This window comes from Halalkalicoccus paucihalophilus, from assembly GCF_001593955.1.
In the GTDB taxonomy this organism is placed as follows: Archaea; Halobacteriota; Halobacteria; order Halobacteriales; family Halalkalicoccaceae; genus Halalkalicoccus; species Halalkalicoccus paucihalophilus.
Window position 1 is genome coordinate 223,575 of sequence record NZ_LTAZ01000013.1, and the last position, 15,867, is coordinate 239,441.

The 15,867-nt window shown below is 64.2% G+C and carries 13 protein-coding genes and 1 pseudogene; 10 read left to right on the forward strand and 4 right to left on the reverse strand.

Annotated features, from left to right (window positions below):
• Positions 1 to 120: 120 nt before the first annotated feature.
• Positions 121 to 1,440: a neutral/alkaline non-lysosomal ceramidase N-terminal domain-containing protein gene (locus HAPAU_RS16395; RefSeq protein WP_066384975.1), complete on the forward strand. Its 1,320-nt coding sequence runs from the start codon at positions 121 to 123 to the stop codon at positions 1,438 to 1,440.
• 58 nt (positions 1,441 to 1,498) lie between these two features.
• Here the strand turns inward: HAPAU_RS16395 and HAPAU_RS16400 are convergent, their stop codons facing one another.
• Entirely contained in the window at positions 1,499 to 3,079 is a 1,581-nt protein-coding gene (locus tag HAPAU_RS16400; protein ID WP_157078521.1) for a hypothetical protein, read from the reverse strand.
• Positions 3,080 to 3,183: 104 nt separating this feature from the next.
• On the opposite strand from HAPAU_RS16400, the pseudogene HAPAU_RS20245 reads away from it, so the two are divergent.
• From HAPAU_RS20245 to HAPAU_RS16420, 5 genes and pseudogenes are all read left to right on the forward strand, one after another.
• Positions 3,184 to 3,574, forward strand: a pseudogene (locus tag HAPAU_RS20245) (zinc ribbon domain-containing protein); the annotation flags it as partial.
• 241 nt (positions 3,575 to 3,815) lie between these two features.
• A complete protein-coding gene (locus HAPAU_RS16405) occupies positions 3,816 to 4,808 on the forward strand; it encodes a Gfo/Idh/MocA family protein (protein WP_084383837.1) in 993 nt (330 codons plus the stop codon).
• 5 nt (positions 4,809 to 4,813) lie between these two features.
• Complete coding sequence (locus tag HAPAU_RS16410) at positions 4,814 to 5,791, forward strand: Gfo/Idh/MocA family protein (RefSeq protein WP_066384978.1); 978 nt, start codon at positions 4,814 to 4,816, stop codon at positions 5,789 to 5,791.
• A gap of 80 nt (positions 5,792 to 5,871) precedes the next feature.
• The gene (locus HAPAU_RS16415; protein WP_066384980.1) at positions 5,872 to 6,912 is read left to right on the forward strand and encodes a Gfo/Idh/MocA family protein; all 1,041 of its coding nucleotides are present in this window, start codon (positions 5,872 to 5,874) and stop codon (positions 6,910 to 6,912) included.
• Entirely contained in the window at positions 6,909 to 7,682 is a 774-nt protein-coding gene (locus HAPAU_RS16420; RefSeq protein ID WP_211263611.1) for a sugar phosphate isomerase/epimerase family protein, read from the forward strand. Before HAPAU_RS16415 ends, HAPAU_RS16420 begins: the two co-directional genes overlap by 4 nt.
• 31 nt (positions 7,683 to 7,713) lie before the next feature.
• Here the strand turns inward: HAPAU_RS16420 and HAPAU_RS16425 are convergent, their stop codons facing one another.
• The gene (locus HAPAU_RS16425) at positions 7,714 to 8,988 is read right to left on the reverse strand and encodes a CapA family protein (RefSeq protein ID WP_066384982.1); all 1,275 of its coding nucleotides are present in this window, start codon (positions 8,986 to 8,988) and stop codon (positions 7,714 to 7,716) included.
• 162 nt (positions 8,989 to 9,150) lie between these two features.
• Here HAPAU_RS16425 and HAPAU_RS16430 point away from each other — a divergent pair, with 162 nt between their 5' ends.
• Positions 9,151 to 10,743 (forward strand): N-acyl-D-amino-acid deacylase family protein, encoded by a 1,593-nt coding sequence (locus HAPAU_RS16430; RefSeq protein ID WP_066384985.1) that lies wholly within the window; start codon positions 9,151 to 9,153, stop codon positions 10,741 to 10,743.
• Positions 10,744 to 10,833: 90 nt separating this feature from the next.
• Here the strand turns inward: HAPAU_RS16430 and HAPAU_RS16435 are convergent, their stop codons facing one another.
• Positions 10,834 to 11,880 carry an NAD-dependent epimerase/dehydratase family protein gene (locus HAPAU_RS16435; protein WP_066384986.1) on the reverse strand — a complete coding sequence of 349 codons (1,047 nt, stop codon included), beginning with the start codon at positions 11,878 to 11,880 and terminating at the stop codon, positions 10,834 to 10,836.
• 161 nt (positions 11,881 to 12,041) lie between these two features.
• Between HAPAU_RS16435 and HAPAU_RS16440 the strand changes: the two genes are divergently transcribed.
• From HAPAU_RS16440 to HAPAU_RS16450, 3 genes are all read left to right on the forward strand, one after another.
• On the forward strand, positions 12,042 to 12,776 hold the full coding sequence (locus HAPAU_RS16440) for a fumarylacetoacetate hydrolase family protein (protein ID WP_066384987.1): 735 nt from the start codon (positions 12,042 to 12,044) through the stop codon (positions 12,774 to 12,776).
• A complete protein-coding gene (locus HAPAU_RS16445; RefSeq protein WP_066384990.1) occupies positions 12,773 to 13,987 on the forward strand; it encodes an aminotransferase class V-fold PLP-dependent enzyme in 1,215 nt (404 codons plus the stop codon). Before HAPAU_RS16440 ends, HAPAU_RS16445 begins: the two co-directional genes overlap by 4 nt.
• 134 nt (positions 13,988 to 14,121) lie before the next feature.
• Positions 14,122 to 14,952, forward strand: coding sequence for an NAD-dependent epimerase/dehydratase family protein (locus HAPAU_RS16450; protein WP_066384991.1), 831 nt, complete (start codon positions 14,122 to 14,124; stop codon positions 14,950 to 14,952).
• 88 nt (positions 14,953 to 15,040) lie between these two features.
• Here the strand turns inward: HAPAU_RS16450 and HAPAU_RS16455 are convergent, their stop codons facing one another.
• Positions 15,041 to 15,862, reverse strand: coding sequence for a PIG-L deacetylase family protein (locus HAPAU_RS16455; RefSeq protein WP_066384993.1), 822 nt, complete (start codon positions 15,860 to 15,862; stop codon positions 15,041 to 15,043).
• Between the last annotated feature and the right edge of the window lie 5 nt (positions 15,863 to 15,867).

Below are 15,867 nucleotides of genomic sequence, written 5' to 3' on the forward strand. Positions count from 1 at the left end.
CTGTCAGCCATCGAGCACAGAGAGGCCCGGTCGCCTTCAAGACCGTGAGAATGATTGTTGCAGCGTTATCGACTACGAAACCAGTCGTGTTTTTCACCCCGGGGGTCGATGAGGGGGTGTATGAATGAGACCGATGCCTCGACCGAATGGCTCGCAGGGACTGCGAGCGTGGATATCACGCCGTCCGAACCGATGCGGATGGCAGGCTACGGGGCCCGTGAAGAGCCTTCCGAGGGGACGTTACAGCCGTTGCACGCGAAGGCCATCGCCCTCGAGGACGAGAAGGGAACGCAATTCGTCGCCGTCGGCGTCGAGGTGCTCGCCATCTCGCGGCCGCTGCACGCGGAGATCACGGCCGTCTGTGCGGACCGCTACGACCTCCCCGCATCCCATCTCCTACTGAACGCCTCGCATACCCACTGCGGCCCGGTCTACCGGGAGCGAAAGACCGAGGTCTTCTCCCTGAACGACGAGGAGCGCGCTCAGGCCAGGGCGTATCGATCGTTTCTCATCGAGACGCTCGTCGAGACTGTCGGCGAAGCCCTCGGGGACCTCGCTCCCGCGTCGCTCACGTACAGCCACTCTCGCTGTGGGATCGCGATGAACCGACGTCTCCCCTTGGAGGAGGGGATTGGCTTCCAGCCGTATCCGGACGGTCCGGTCGATCACGACGTGCCCGTCCTCGCCGTCGAATCGCCGGACGGTGAGACGCTTCGGGGGATACTCTTCGGCTATGCGTGTCACCCGACGAGTCTGTTCATCCGCGAGTGGAGCGGCGATTGGGCGGGATACGCAATGGACCACCTCGAAGAGGTGTATCCCGAGGCGACTGCCGTCTTCGTTCAGGGGTGTGGCGGCGACCAGAAGGCCTACCCACAGCGCGACCTCGGACTCACGAAACACTACGGGAAGTCGCTCGCGACGGCCGTCCGGAGTGCGCTCGTCGCCAAGCGCCGGGAGGTCCACGGACCGTTGCGGTGCGTGAAGGAGGAGGTCGCCCTCGAGTTCGAGGAGCCCCCGTCCCGAGCGGATCTCGAGGAGAGACTCGAGTCCGAGGAGCGCTACGAGCGACGCCACGCCGAACACCTTCTCGGAGAACTCAACGAGCATGGTGAGCTGCCACGTAGCCATCCCTATCCGATCCAGGCGATCGGGTTCGGCGGCGACCTGACGATGGTGGCGCTGACGGGCGAAGTGCTGGTCAGCTACTCGCTGAAGCTCAAGGAGCGACTGGGGGGCCCGCTGTGGGTCGCGGGCTACTCGAACAACTACATGACCTACATCCCGACGGTCGACGACCTCTATGCCAGAGGCTACGAGGCCGACCGGTTCGTCCATCTGACGGAGCTGCCCGCGAGGTTCGACCACAGCGTCGAGGACCGGGTCCTCTCGACGGCGACGGCGCTTGCTCGCCGAGTCGGACCGCCGGACGAGCGATAACTGCTCGGGATGAACCACGCCTGCTCCTCAGCGAGACGGTCGCGATCCTCGTCTCCTCTTACCACCAGTCGTTTCGGTGTGTCTCCAGATCCGTCACGTTGCTGTCGTGGAGGTCGCCGACGTCATGGAATTCCGAGAGCCGGACGCGAAGGCCGTTGATCGGACCGAGGACGGCGGTATCGGCGTTCCAGACCTTACAGCTGTGGATACGGACCTTCGAGAGTTCGCCCACCGATGGCTGGTCGCCGTCGGAGGTGTGTTCGATGAACGCCCGCGGTTCGTCACCGGTGCCAACGTCGAACGCACAGTCGGTGAAGTCGATGTACCTGACCGTGGACGATTCGGCGAGGATCCGACATTCGACGAACGTATCGAGATTCCGCGCGGTGCAGTCGCTGAAGGAGACGTTCTCAATGAGGTCGTCGTCCCACGTCCAGAGGACGATCGCCGCCGGGATCTGGGCGTCGTGATCGGCGTATCGCGGCGCCATGGTACAGGAATTGACCCGGCCATTGCGGATCTCGCCGGTGAACGCCGAGAACGCGATCGTATCGACGTCGCAGTCCGAAATACGGAACCCGTCGACCTCTTGGATGATGCCGATGCGCCGGACCGAACAGCCGTGGATGCCGACATCAGTGATGCCACCCCGGACGCCGTGGATCGCCAGGTGTTCGTCCATCCGGCAGTCAATGAAGTTGAGGTTATGACCGCCGGTGCCGCCCTCACCGATACTCGGCGCCGCCTGGATGCCCGGCCCGTTCACGTTATCGTAGGTCGAACAGCGGACGACGTCGACGTGCCGGCAGGTCCCCCGAAGGGTGATACCGTCGTAGCCGGTGTTGCGAGCGAGACAGTCGACCATCTTCGACCGTGTACAGTCGGTAAAGACCATCCCGTAGCGCCAGTCGACGTTCTCGACGGTGATCGAGTCGAAGCGCGCGTTGTCGACGGTGTGGAGCCAGACGGGCCCCCACCGGATGCCATCCTGGTCCGAATCGACGCCCGCGAAGTCAATGTGGCCCCCGCGGACCGTGATGTCATGATTGCCGTTCTCGTGATCGTCGTTCGTGATGAGCGCGGCGCCGCCGTGGAACACCTCGGTATCCTCCGCTGTCATCGTCGACGTGATGGTGACGCCGTCGAGAATCTCGAAGGTAAACTCGCTGGGCAGGTAGATCGTCCGATTCCACTCACCCTTGTCGCCGTAGACAACGACCTTGTTGTGACCCTCAGCGTCGGCCTGGTCGACGGCCTCCTGGACCGCCGTAGCACCCTCCTCGACGTCGACGTAGCGGACGTTGTTGATTACGTCGTTGGCGCTGGCTGTGGCGTTCAGCACGCCGTCGTCGACGGAGAGGTTCTCGCCCGCGAAGCTGGTGATCGGCTCCGAACCCGTCATCTCGAGGGTGCCTAGGTCGTACAGGGTGTGTTCCCGTGCGTCGACGTCCCGGTTCCACGGGCGCGATCGCTGATTTTGAGCAGCATTGGCCGATCCGGATCCGGCCAGAAGTCCCATGCCGGCTATCCCCGCCGCCGTCATCGCTGCCCGCCGACTAAGGGACGTTTCAGTCGTCCTGTCGGTTGCCCGTCGTTCCTTGTTCGCATCGTCTGAGCCGCGGTTTTGAGTGCTATCCATAACGATGTCAGTAACACACACGGTGCATAAAGCGTATAACTACCCGGAACGAATAACCTTAATAATAATCTATAAATATCAGAAATATATTCTGTAGGTAAGCGTTCTACGCATGGGCGTTCCAGCGGCTCTACGAGTACGTCGAGTACAAAGCAGCCGAATTCGGTATCTCGACTACGCAGGTAGACCCGGCGTACACGTCCCAACGCTGTTCGAAGTGCGGCCACACCGAGCGGGGGAACCGACCCAAACAGGAGCGGTTCTGTTGCCGGAAGTGTGACTACGAGGTTCAGGCGGACTACAACGCGGTCGTCGGATGATATCCGACGGGCAGCAACGTCGTATTGCGACGTTGCGACGGCGAAGAATATCGGAATAAAGCATGTCCGCGCGGGACAGAAGTCTCCGCATGGACGGGCGAACCGTCAACTCGCCCTAAAGTCGGGAACGGTGAACGTAAGCGACGAGTTTACGTTCGCCGATGTTTCGGCTTGAACGGGAGTTCACCGACAAGCCCCGGCGTTTACGCCGGGGTAGTTGACGCGGCGTCCTATTTGTTCTTCGCCGACTGTGAGGTTTCGAGCATCGGCTTCACGTTGAGGTCTTCGACTGCCACCCATCGTATTCCCGAATTAGCCACGTCGAAAGCTTGTGCTGAAAGTAGAGAAACGTGCGGAAGCGACCGCCGATCGGCCGTCACAATACTTATCGTGTCACTCCCTGTTGGCCTTGAGTGATGGAACGGATCGCGATCCTCGGTCGTGGCTTTATGGCGACGGTCCACGCGCTGCGATACGCCGAGATGGACGGAGTCGAGGTCGTAGCGGTCGCGTCGCCGAGCCACCCGACGGAGTTCGCCGACAAGTACGCCGACGCTGCGGTGGTCTACGACGACGCCCTCGAGCTGTATGACACGGAATCGCTCGACGCGGTGGACGTCTGTACCCCGACGCACACCCACCGCGAACTGGTCCTACCGGCCGTAGAACGTGGTCTGGACGTTCTCTGTGAGAAACCACTCGGACGGACGATGGCGGACGCACGGGCGATCGCCGACGCGGCCGCGGATTCGGATGCGACGGTCGTCCCCGGCCACACAATCCGGTTTTTTCCCCAGTACGCGAAGGCTCGCGAGCGAGTACGGGTGGGGGACATCGGTTCACCCGGAAACATCCGAACGCTCCGACAGTCGCCGTTCGAGGAGCGTTCGGACTGGTTCGCGGACGACGTGAAGAGCGGCGGCGTCCTGCTTGATCTGGCGATCCACGACTTTGACTTCCTCCGGTGGACGATCGGCGAGATCGAGCGCGTCTTCGCCCGCCGTCGGCGGTGGGACGCCCATGAGTACGCGCTCGCGACCGTTCGGTTCGAAAACGGCGCCGTCGGACACGTCGACGCCCGCTGGCCCCGACGGCCCGACCTCCCGTTCGCGACGCGGTTCGAGATAGCTGGCGACGAGGGACTTCTCGAGTTCGACAGCGAGGACGTGAATCCGATCGATATCGTCAGCACGACGGCGACGGGCGAACCTGACCGCGACCCGATCGACGAACCGCTCGTGAAAGACCCGTACCTGCGCGAGCTCGAGGCGTTCGTCGACTGCGTCCGAACGGGTTCGGAGCCGCCGATCACGCTCGAGGACGGGATCGAGACCCTGCGCGTCGCACTCGCCGCGCTTGAGTCTGCCGAGCGCGGCGAGCCGGTCGCGGTCGCGGAGGTGACGGCGTGATCCGAATGGGGCTGCTCTCGACGGCCCACGTCCACACCGGCGGCTTCGCGTCGCGGCTCTCCGCGGCTGAGGGCGTGGAGTTCGTCGGCGTCACCGACGACGACGCTGAGCGCGGTCGCGAAGCGGCCACGGAACACGACACCGAATTCTACGAACCGTCGGAACTCGTCGAGCGCGTCGATGCGGTGATCGTCTCGTCGACCAACACGACTCACCGACGCTGGGTTGAACTGGCGGCCGACACCGGCGTCCATATCCTCTGCGAGAAACCGCTGGCGACGAACGTGGCCGACGCCCGGGCGATCGTCGACGCCTGCGACGAGGCAGACGTTCAGCTAGGTCTGTGCATGCCGCTCCCGTTCAGCGTTCCCGCACGGCGGGCGAAAGCGGCGTACGACGCCGGCGAGATCGGCGACCTCCGCGTCGCGGTCGGGACGAACCGCGCCTGGCTGCGCGACCGCCACCTGACCGGTTGGTCGGCCGATCCCGAACACGCCGGTGGCGGCGCAGCCATGGACCACACGGTTCACATCGTGAACCTTGTGCGCTGGATCACGGGCGAGGAGGTCGTCGAGGTATTCGCCGAGCTCTCGACGATGCACGACGAACTCACGGTCGAGGACGTCAACGTCCTCTCGATGGAGCTCTCGGGCGGCAGCGTCTTCACGCTCGACGGCTCGTGGGACCGCCCCGACGACTGGGATTACTGGGGCGACGCGACGCTGAACCTGATCGGGACCGAGGGTGAGATCTCCGTCGACTGTTTCGATCAGACGCTCAAACGGACGCGAGAGGGAGCGGGGGTCGACGGTGTCTACTGGGGATCGATCCCGGACGACGGCCTCCTGCGGGACTTCATCGACGCCATCGAGAACGACCGACCACCGCTTACCTCGGGCGACGACGGGTTTCGGGAGGCGGCTGTCGTCTGCGCGGTCTACGAGTCCAACGAGCGGGACGAACCGGTCGCCGTGGAGTACTGAGCGGAGCGATGCACTGAGCGAAGGGAGCGGACGGAGCCCGGCGGATATCTTTTTGTACCGGTCGGACGATGACTTCTGGGATGGCTACTGATACGCCGGTCCGCGTCGGTATCGTCGGGCTCGGCACGATCGGACAGATCCATGCGAATCGAATCGACACCCTCGGCGGCGAACTCGCCGGCGCCGACGTGGATCCCGGCGCTAGAGCGACATTCGAAGACGAGTTCGGCGCCCCGACCTATCCCGACCACGAAGCGCTGTTCGAGTCTGGCGTCGATGCGGTGATCGTCGGCGTTCCGAACGGCGTTCACGAGCGGGTCGCGGTCGACGCGCTCGAATCCGGCGTCGATGTCCTCATAGAGAAACCCCTCGCCCACACCGTCGAAAGCGCCCGGCGCATCGCCGACGCCGCACGTGACGCCGACGGGTTCTGCATGGTCGGGTTCACAATGCGATATTCGGGCCAGACCGAACGCGTGCGGGCGCTTCGTGACGCCGGGGAGTTCGGATCGCTCTCACACGTCGACGTGACCTACCTGCGCCGAGGGGGCGTCCCTGGCAGCGGCGATGGCTGGTTTACGAACCAGGATCTCGCCGGTGGCGGCGTCCTGATGGATCTCGGCGTTCACGTCATTGACCTCGCACTCCACGTCCTCGACTATCCCGACGTAATCGAGGTGAGCGGTACCGTGCGCTCGGAACACGGCGAGTACGCCGTCGACGACTCGGCGACGGGACTGCTCCGGCTGGCCGACGGCCGAACGATCTCGATCGACGTCTCCTGGCACGGGACCTGCGCTCCGGAACGCTCGTGTGTCGTTCGCGGCTCCGAAGCCGGCGCAGCGTTCGTCGTCGGAGAATCGGAGCTATCGCTCGTGAGCGCGGATGCCGGCGAGCCGGTCGAATCCGTTTCCGTCAGCGGGACGGACATGCACCTTGCGGAGGACCGGGAGTTCGTAGAGGCCGTCGCGGGCAACCGCGAGCCACCGGCTGGGATCATCGAGGAGGCGCTGACCGTCCAGCGCGTGATCGATGCGCTCTACGAGTCCAGTGCGTCCGGAACGGCGATTCGTCCCGACTCGCAGGGGACGAGTATCGACGGCGAGGGTGAAAACGGATGAGCATCCGTGTCGGCCTCTGCACGATCTCGAGCAAGGAACGCGCCGTCGGGGACGTCATCGAACTGGCCGGCGAGGCCGGCTACGACGGTGTCGAGATCTGGGGACGCGACCACGTCGGCGACGGGACGGCCGACGACTGCCAACGGATCAGGGAGGAGGTCGACGCCAACGGCCTCGAGATCCCCGTCTACGGCTCCTACCTCCGCTGTGGTACCGACGAGTTCGACAGCGAGTTGAAGCACGAACTCGCGATTACCGACCGTCTCAACGCTGACCTGATCCGTGTCTGGGCCGGTCGCCAGGAGTACGGGGATCATGACCCTGACTACTGGGAGCGGGTCGTCGCCGACCTCGAGCGCCTGACCGACCGGGTGGCCGAGTACGATGTCGGCGTCACCGTCGAGAAGCACGCCGGTACCCTGACCAACACCCGTGAGGGCGCCAGGCGATTGATCGAGGCCATCGACGACAACCGCTGCGGGCTCAACTACCAGCCCGGCTTTTCCGTCCCGAAAGACGAGATCAAGTGCGAGGCGGACGAACTCGCGGACCTCTCGAACAACCTCCACGTTCAGTCCGTCCGCGAGTGCGGCGCGAGCCATCGCTGCCCGCTCTCGGCGGCGTTCTACGACCTTGAGGCCGTCTTCGAGCCGTTCCTCAAGGCGGGGTTCGACGGCTACGCGAACGTCGAGTTTGTGACCGACGAGCGGCCGTATCCGGAGGCCATCGAGGCCGACCGTCAGTACGTCGAATCGGTAGCGTCCGAGTGAGACGATCCCGCAGAGAGAGAAAGAGAGGGGGTTAGCGGGACGCTCGGGACAGCAATGACCGTGCTTCCTCGCTGATCTTCGGCGTCCGTTGGTCCTCGGTTTCGCCCGTCAGTACTGCCAGCGCAGTGGCCATCGTCCAGCGGTGTGACTCCATCCGGACGACCGTCAACAACGTGAGAATCTCGCGACGGCGCGCCTCGAGATCCCACAGCGGTCGCTGGAGTTCGGAGTTGTTGGGATCCGCTCGTGCCCGCTGGAGCGTCGTGCCGACGCCGGTGTGCAGCCAGTTCGTGTATCGCTCGTAGAGCAACTGGACGGCGATCTCCTGCCAGTAGGGTTCGAGCAACGCTCGATCCGTGATGATCTCCGAGACGCGCTCGAGGTAGGCGAGGTGGTCGTCTCGGTCGCGCCGCTGGCCGAGCGGGTGGACGACGCCGTCGATCACCTCGGTCGGTACGAGGTCAACGGCGACGAGCGTCGGACCTTCGAACCGGATTTCGAGTGCGAGCCCCCACGAGGCGTTCTTAGAGTCGGTCATAGCGTCGAAGAGGAAGTTACCGAGGCTGTAGAAGATCATTCCGCCCTCGTAGCGCTCCCAGCCCTGTGGGACGTGCGGGTGGTGGCCGACGACGAGGTCGGCGCCCAGATCAACGAACTCCCGCAACCGACGTTGCAGGTCGAGCGACGGGAACGGGACGTACTCCACGCCGGCGTGGACGACGGCGATGACGGTGTCGAACCGCTCGGCGGCCCGTTGAATCGTCTCCCGAGCGCGGCGGTCGGAGAGCCAGGCCGCGCCATAGTCGTTCTCCTCGGCAATGTTGAACTCCCTCTCACAGACGTTGACAATCCCGATCGAGACACCGCCACCACCAACCTCGATCGGGTCGAACGCGGCGTCGTGCGTATCGCCGACGCCAACCGTCTCGAGGCCGAGCGCCTCGAGCGCGTCGACCGTCGAGGCGACGCCCTCGGGACCGTAATCGCGGACGTGGTTGTTGGCGAGCGTACAGACGTCGAAGCTGCTCTCAGCGATGGCCTCACCCGCAGCATCGTGGTTCGAGACGACCGGTCCGCTCTTGGGAACGCCCTCTGCGTCCGCAGCGACGAGCGGCGCTTCGAAGTTGACGACCGAAACGTCGGCCGCCGCGATCCGGTCCCGGAGCGACGGCGCGATCGTGGTCTCCGGACTAGGCGACTCGTCCCGACCGATGACGTAATCGCCGGCGACGAACACCGAATACGACTCCCCGCCGGCCGTCTGTTCGGACCCGAGTTCGATACGGGCCGAAGGGTCGTTAGCCATCGGTCTCTGCGGCGCGATCGCCCACGGGGGTCGACCGGCAATGTGTCATTTGTCGTCTCACCTTCTATTCATTTGAGTAAGGATAAAATATACTTTCGGTGTCCGCTGATTCCTTGGTACACAGGCAGTGGATTTAGGAGGACAGCCGCGAACGGGTGAGCCATGCCAGTCGAGCTAGCCATCGAAAACGCACGTATCGTCGACGGGACGGGTGCACCCTGGTTTCGGGGTGCGGTCGGCGTCGAGGACGGGACGATTACGGAGATTCGCCGAGGTCGTGATCCGGTGTTCAGCGCGGACGTCTGTATCGACGCCAACGGCAGCGTCCTCTGTCCCGGCTTCATCGACGCACACTCCCACTCGGATCTCGAGCTGTTCGCGGATCCGACACTCGCGCCGAAGACTCGCCAGGGGATCACCACCGAGATCCTCGGACAGGATGGGTTCTCGATGGCGCCGCTATACGACGGTATCGAGTCATGGCAGGACTACGTGAGCGGGCTCGCGGGCCGCCTCGAAGGCGAGTGGTCGTGGAACTCCATCGCAGAGTATCTGGACGGGATCGACGCCGCCGGCGTCGCGCCTAACGTCGCGACGCTCGTCGGCCACGGGACGGTCCGCTACGAGATTCTTGGGATGGACGACGTCGAACCGACCGACGCCGAGCTCGAGACGATGGCCGACCTAGTCGCAGAGGGGCTTGCCGACGGCGCGGTCGGGTTCTCGAGCGGTCTCGTCTACACGCCGCAGGTGTACTCGAGCACTGAGGAGGTGTCGCGACTCGCCGCCGAACTCGAGCCCCATGGCCGACCGTTCGTCGCCCACATCCGTAGCGAGGGTCGGTGGATCTGGGAGGCGATGGACGAGTTCATCGACATCGGCGCCGAGCACAGCGTTCCGATCCACCAGTCACACTTCAAACTCACCGGCAGCGGCCAGCGGGGGCGAGTTGACCGCGTCCTCGAGCAAGTCGAACTCGCACGCGAGCGCGGTGTCGATATGACGGCCGACCAGTACCCCTACACCGCCGGCAGCAGCATGCTGACATCGCTGTTGCCGCCGTGGATGCAGTCAAAAAACGCGGAGGAGATGCGTGCGGCGCTCGCTGACCCCGAACGGCGCGAGGCCATTCGCAGGGATATCGAGGAGTGGCGGATCGAGGGCTGGGAGAACGTCGGCGGGAAGACCGGCTGGGACCGCGTCGAGATGACGAACCTCACCTCCGAGGAGTACCGCGCCGACGCAGGAAAGGACCTCGCGACCATCGCGAGTGAACGCGAGGTCGAACCGGTCGACGTACTCTGCGACGTTCTGCACGCTGAGGACCTCGATGCGGCGATGATTGCCCACGGAATGGTCGAGTCCGACGTCCAGCGTATCCTGAAGAGCGACCGCGTCGCGGTGGGAACGGACGGGCTGTTCGGCTCGCGGCCCCATCCTCGCGTCTACGGTTCGTATCCACGGGTCCTCTCGCGCTACGTTCGGGAGGAGGGCGTGCTCTCTCTTGAGGAGGCCGTCTACAAGATGACGGCGTTACCGGCCCGGATCTATGGTCTCGACTCGAAGGGGGTTCTCCGTCCGGGCCTAGACGGCGACATGGTCGTCTTCGATCCCCACGTCGTCGCGGATCAAGCGACCTTCGAGGATCCCCGACGGACTCCACGAGGCATCGAGAACGTATTCGTCGACGGCACCGCCATTGTTCGGGACGGTGCCGTCACGGATGCTCGTCCCGGGAAAGCGATCCGTGCCTGATCACTGCTCACGCTCGCTGATCTCCGGAGCGACCGATCACGAACCACGTCACAACGCCGGGCCTTGTCCATCGTTTGCCGTATCGTGCGGTCAGAAGTCCCCGTCGCGAACGTGGAACTTCGTCGGCTTGCCGCTCGTTGTTCCGCCCTGTTCGATCCACGACGCGACCGAGTCGACGACGTCGTGGACAGGGACCTTCGGTTCCCCGAGGCGCTCGTGGCATCGGGTGGCGTCGTTGAGTAAGGCCGTGTCCTTCGGCTCCCCCTCGAACGTCACGTCGCAGCCGAACGCGTCCGCGAACCGCTCGGCTAGTTCTCGAATGGATAGCACCTCCGGCCCTGTCAGGTTCAGCGTCTCGGCCGGGGAGTCGGCCAGTTCGAGCGACCGGAAGCAGACGGAGTTGGCGTCCCCCTGCCAGATCACGTTTACGTATCCCATCTCCAATGGGACCGGCTCTTTAGCGTACACCCTCTTCGCGAGGTCGACCAACACGCCGTAGCGCAGTTCCACGGCGTAGTTCAGTCGCAGGAGAAGGGTGGGCGTGTCGTTCGCCGCCGAAAAGTACTGAAAGACACGCTCGCGCCCCAGACAGGACTGGGCATACTCACCGACCGGGCCGGTCGGGTCCATCTCGGTCGCCCCGCCGGAGTTGACGGGAACAGGCGGATAGACGTTCCCGGTCGAGAACGCCACGATCCGAGAGTTCCGGAACCGCTTTGCCACCCGCCCGGGGAGATACGAGTTGAGCGCCCACGTCATGGGCTCCTGACTGGCCGTTCCGAACTTCTTCCCGACCATGTAGATGACGTTCTCGCAGTCGGGTAGCGACGCGAGCGCGTCGTCGTCCATGAGATCCGCCCTGAGTGTCTCCACACCCCACGAGCCGATCTCTCGTTCGACCTCCCGGTCGGAGTATCGGGACACCGCATAAACCGTCGTATCGGCGTCCGCCTCTCGAATCGCACGCTGTATCCGCTTGACTAACGTCGGTCCCATCTTTCCGCCGGCGCCCAGGACCATGACGTCGCCGTCGAGTCGGCGGGCGAACTCAACGTCCTCCTCGTAGGGTTCGGAGAGGGTGTCGACCAGTTGCGTTTCCGAGTCGAACGAATCGGGGATGGTGATGTCAGAACTCATGAGTACCTATGGCTTGTCACTCCGACCCAACGGTACTCCAGAGGGAGCTATAAAAGTACTGGCCGGGGTGTCAACCCGGATCGATGGGGCTATGTCTGGAAACTCGACCGGATCTCGTGGCCGAAAGAAGGTTAGTGTCTCCCGAAAATACTCAGGTGACAATGCGAACTGTCAGATTCGCCGATTCGACGGGATACGTCAGACGCGGCACCTGGAGCGGTGACGACATCTACACGGCCGGGAAGACGTACAAGGCCGACAACGTAGATGTCCTCCCGCCCACGGAACCGACGAAGATCGTCTGCCAGGCCGGTGGGTACATGGACCACCGGGAGGAGTCGGGACTCAATGACCGGCCCGATCGACCTGAGCTGTTCCTGAAGACGCCCAACTGCGTCGTCGCCCACGGTGACGCGATCGAGCTACCGCCGGGGAGGAGCAGGGTCGAGTTCGAAGCCGAATTCGGCATCGTCATCGGCGAGCAGTGCCGAGCGGTCGCCAAAGGGGACGCCATGGACGTCGTCGCAGGATATACGTGCATCAACGACGTCTCGAACCGAGACGATCAGGAGCAAGAGCGCAACTGGGTCCGCGGTAAGGCCTTCGACAGCTCGCTCCCAATGGGACCGGTCGTCGCCACGCCCGACGAGGTGCCGGACGATGCGGCTCTCGTCCTTCGACAGAACGGCGAAGTCAAGCAGGAGACCACCCGCGAACACATGATCTTCTCCGTCGAGGAACTCGTCGCGGACGTCTCGGAGCTGATCACGCTGGAGGCCGGCGACGTCATCGCGACGGGGACGCCGTTCGGTCCCGACGTACTCGCCGAGGGCGACACCGTCGAGGTCGAGTTCGAGGGCGTCGGCGTCCTCGAAAACCACGTCACGAGCCGATGACGGGGAACGAAGACACGATCTACGACGAGTTGGGCGTTCCGTCGGTCGTGAACGCGACCGGCACTAAGACCCGCATCGGCGGGACACTCATCCGCGAGGAGGCCCGCGAAGCGATGGACCGGGCCGCAGAGGCGTTCGTCCGCCTCTCGGACCTGCAGGCCGTCGCCTCCGAGCGGATCGCCGCGGTTACGGGAGCCGAGGCGGGCTACGTGACCAACGGGGCGAGTTCCGCGCTGGCGCTCGCCGCCGCGGCGTGTATCGCAGGTGACGACCTCGAAACGATGGCGAGGCTCCCCGACACTGAGGGGATCCCCGACGAGATCGTCATGCCACGCACCCATCGAAACGGCTACGATCACGCGCTCCGCCTTGCAGGTGCCGAAATCGTCGACGTCGGCGCGAACGACTATCATCTCGGAACCGGCTCGGAAAACACCGAGCCCTGGGAGATTGCCGAAGCGATCACCGAGGAGACGGTCGCTATCGCCTACATGGAAAAGCCGTTTACGCGACCGCCTCTCCCTGAGGTCGTCGAGATCGCCCACAACCACGATGTGCCGGTGATCGTCGACGCCGCGGCTGAACTGCCGCCGACGGGGAACCTGCGAACGTTCATCGAGCAGGGTGCCGACCTCGTCGCGTTCAGCGGTGGTAAGGCGATCCGCGGACCGCAGTCGTCGGGCATCCTCGCTGGGCGCGAGACCTTCATCAGGTCTGTCGCGCGCCAGCACCTCGACATGCACGCCGAGAGCTCTGTCTACGAACCGCCAGAGGCGCTCGTCGGCGCCGACGGACTCCCCGGGATCCCCCGACAGGGAATCGGCCGGTCGATGAAGGTCGGCAAAGAGGAACTCGCCGGTCTGCTCGCCGCGCTCGACGCGTTCATCGAGGAGGATGACGACGCCGTCCTGAGCGGGTGGCACGAGCGCGCCGAACGGATCGCCGCCGCCCTCGAGTCCGTCGACACCCTCGAAGTCGAACTCGCTAACGCGGCGAAGACCGACGCCGTCTCGACCGTTGTCGTCACCGTCGGCGAGGATGCCTCGCTGACCGCCGCCGAACTCGTCCTGGCGCTGCGCCGGGAGAACCCGCGGGTGTTCGTCGGTGCTGACAACGTCCACCGGTCATGGTTCACGATCAATCCGCGGTGTCTGTCCGACTCCGAGGTGGACTACGTCGCCGAACGGATCGTCGATCACCTCGAACGCTGACCGACTGAACGCTTCGTCGGAACTCGTTCCTACGGCGGCCGGTTCGGGTGGGAATAACGGGAAGCCGACCGCAGCGTGCCGTGACCGACGATCCGGCCCACATCGTTAAGAGGAGCCATCGAGAATCGGCGCGTATGAACGTGCTGGTAACCGGAGCGAGCGGCGTCGTCGGGCGGGCAATTCTCGACGAAATCGGCGACAGAGACGCCTACTCGTTTACGGCACTAGACATCGAGGATCACCCCGACATCGAGATAACCCGTGCAAGCGTCACCGACTACGACGCAATCCGGCCCGCGTTCGACGGCGTCGATGCGGTCGTCCACTTAGCGGTGTACGCGCCGGGGTTCGTCGACGAGAATTGGGAGCGGATCATGGCGGTGAACGTCGGCGGGACGCGAAACGTTCTCCGGGCCGCGAGGGAAGCCGAAGTCGATTCCGTGATCTTCGCGTCGACGAACCACGTCGTCGGGATGTACGAGCGGGAGTTCTCGCCGGATATCTACGATCCGAACTTCGAACTGACCGTCGACCACACTGATCCGGTCCGACCCGATTCGACCTACGGTGTCTCGAAGCTCTGCAACGAACACGACGGCCGGTTCTTCGTCGAGACGAACGAGTACCCGAAGCGATTCTACGCGCTGCGGATCTGTTCGGTCCGCGAGCCCGAGTACGACCACCCGTACGGGGACGCCGAGAAGGGCGTAGATGACGGGAGGTGGAAGCGCGATAGCAAAGAGTACGAACGACAGGTCGCCCGACTGAAGGCGACGTGGTTCTCCCAGCGCGACTTGGGAGGGATGATCGAGCGAATGCTCGACGACGAATCCGTTACCTTCGACGTCTTCTACGGCGTCAGTGACAACGACGGGCGCTGGTTCGATATCGATCACGCACGAAGCGTCCTCGATTACGACCCCGAAGACGATGGGGCGGAGTGGGACGGCCCGCCGACGCCGTAGCAGTAGTCTATCGAGGTGGGGGGATGGGCCGTACTGAGCGTCACCGGACGAAAGTCGGGGAAATCGTGAGAGTACCGACGGAACCCCGTCAATACAAGAACAGTCGTTCGGCGAGGGCGGGCGTGAGGTCGCCGCCGTACTCGGAGACCTCGAACGCCTCGGCGTACTCGATCTCTTGACCGCGTTCAGTGCCGTAGCGCTCGACCAGCAGGTCGCGGAACCGGTCCGCCGTGTTTTTCATCTCCTTGAGCCCTCCGATCGGATCGGTGGCGAGCCACTCGCGGCGCTCGTCGGAGTCCTCGGGAACCGATTCGAGGATCCCCTCGGTGTAGGGGAGCCACTCGTACATCTGGGACTCATGACAGTCGAGTGCGTCGTACTTGCGCTCGACCAACTCGTCGTCGACCGGGACGATCACGTCGGGATCGAACGGACAGGGGCGCTCGAACCCGTCTAGTACGTAAGCGAAGACCGGGTTGTACCCGAGGGCTGGGACGTTAGGGCAGACGTTCGGCACCATAACCATGTAGGCGGCATCGCGGACCAGTTGCGAGGTGTAACGGTGGTCCGGGTGGTAGTCGTTCGTCCGGTGGGTGAATACGATGTCGGGTTCATACTCGCGGATAAGCCGGATGAGCGTCTTTCGATTCTCCAGAGTCGGTCTGAGTTCGCCATCGGAGATATCGAGGACGTCGTATTCGATGCCGGCGACCGCCGCAGCCGCCGCCGCTTCGGCGTGTCGTCTCCGCACGAGTTCGTCGCCGGACTGGTCGTGGTGGCCGCTCCGGCCATCGGTCATTGAGACGAACGTGACGTCATGGCCGGCCGCCGCGGCCGTACAGGCGAGCCCGCCCGCCCGAATGTCCGGATCGTCGGGGTGTGCACCGATAACGAGGAGTCTGCAGGGCATGCCCC

What these genes read in the sequence shown, in the direction of transcription:
- HAPAU_RS16445 (WP_066384990.1), top strand. Translation starts at nt 12,773, where the DNA reads ATGACGGGGAACGAAGACACGATCTACGACGAGTTGGGCGTTCCGTCG.
- HAPAU_RS16415 (WP_066384980.1), top strand. Translation starts at nt 5,872, where the DNA reads ATGGCTACTGATACGCCGGTCCGCGTCGGTATCGTCGGGCTCGGCACG.
- HAPAU_RS16405 (WP_084383837.1), top strand. Translation starts at nt 3,816, where the DNA reads ATGGAACGGATCGCGATCCTCGGTCGTGGCTTTATGGCGACGGTCCAC.
- HAPAU_RS16430 (WP_066384985.1), top strand. Translation starts at nt 9,151, where the DNA reads ATGCCAGTCGAGCTAGCCATCGAAAACGCACGTATCGTCGACGGGACG.
- HAPAU_RS16395 (WP_066384975.1), top strand. Translation starts at nt 121, where the DNA reads ATGAATGAGACCGATGCCTCGACCGAATGGCTCGCAGGGACTGCGAGC.
- HAPAU_RS16450 (WP_066384991.1), top strand. Translation starts at nt 14,122, where the DNA reads ATGAACGTGCTGGTAACCGGAGCGAGCGGCGTCGTCGGGCGGGCAATT.
- HAPAU_RS16440 (WP_066384987.1), top strand. Translation starts at nt 12,042, where the DNA reads ATGCGAACTGTCAGATTCGCCGATTCGACGGGATACGTCAGACGCGGC.
- HAPAU_RS16425 (WP_066384982.1), bottom strand. Translation starts at nt 8,988, where the DNA reads ATGGCTAACGACCCTTCGGCCCGTATCGAACTCGGGTCCGAACAGACG.
- HAPAU_RS16435 (WP_066384986.1), bottom strand. Translation starts at nt 11,880, where the DNA reads ATGAGTTCTGACATCACCATCCCCGATTCGTTCGACTCGGAAACGCAA.
- HAPAU_RS16420 (WP_211263611.1), top strand. Translation starts at nt 6,909, where the DNA reads ATGAGCATCCGTGTCGGCCTCTGCACGATCTCGAGCAAGGAACGCGCC.
- HAPAU_RS16455 (WP_066384993.1), bottom strand. Translation starts at nt 15,862, where the DNA reads ATGCCCTGCAGACTCCTCGTTATCGGTGCACACCCCGACGATCCGGAC.
- HAPAU_RS16400 (WP_157078521.1), bottom strand. Translation starts at nt 3,079, where the DNA reads ATGGATAGCACTCAAAACCGCGGCTCAGACGATGCGAACAAGGAACGA.
- HAPAU_RS16410 (WP_066384978.1), top strand. Translation starts at nt 4,814, where the DNA reads ATGGGGCTGCTCTCGACGGCCCACGTCCACACCGGCGGCTTCGCGTCG.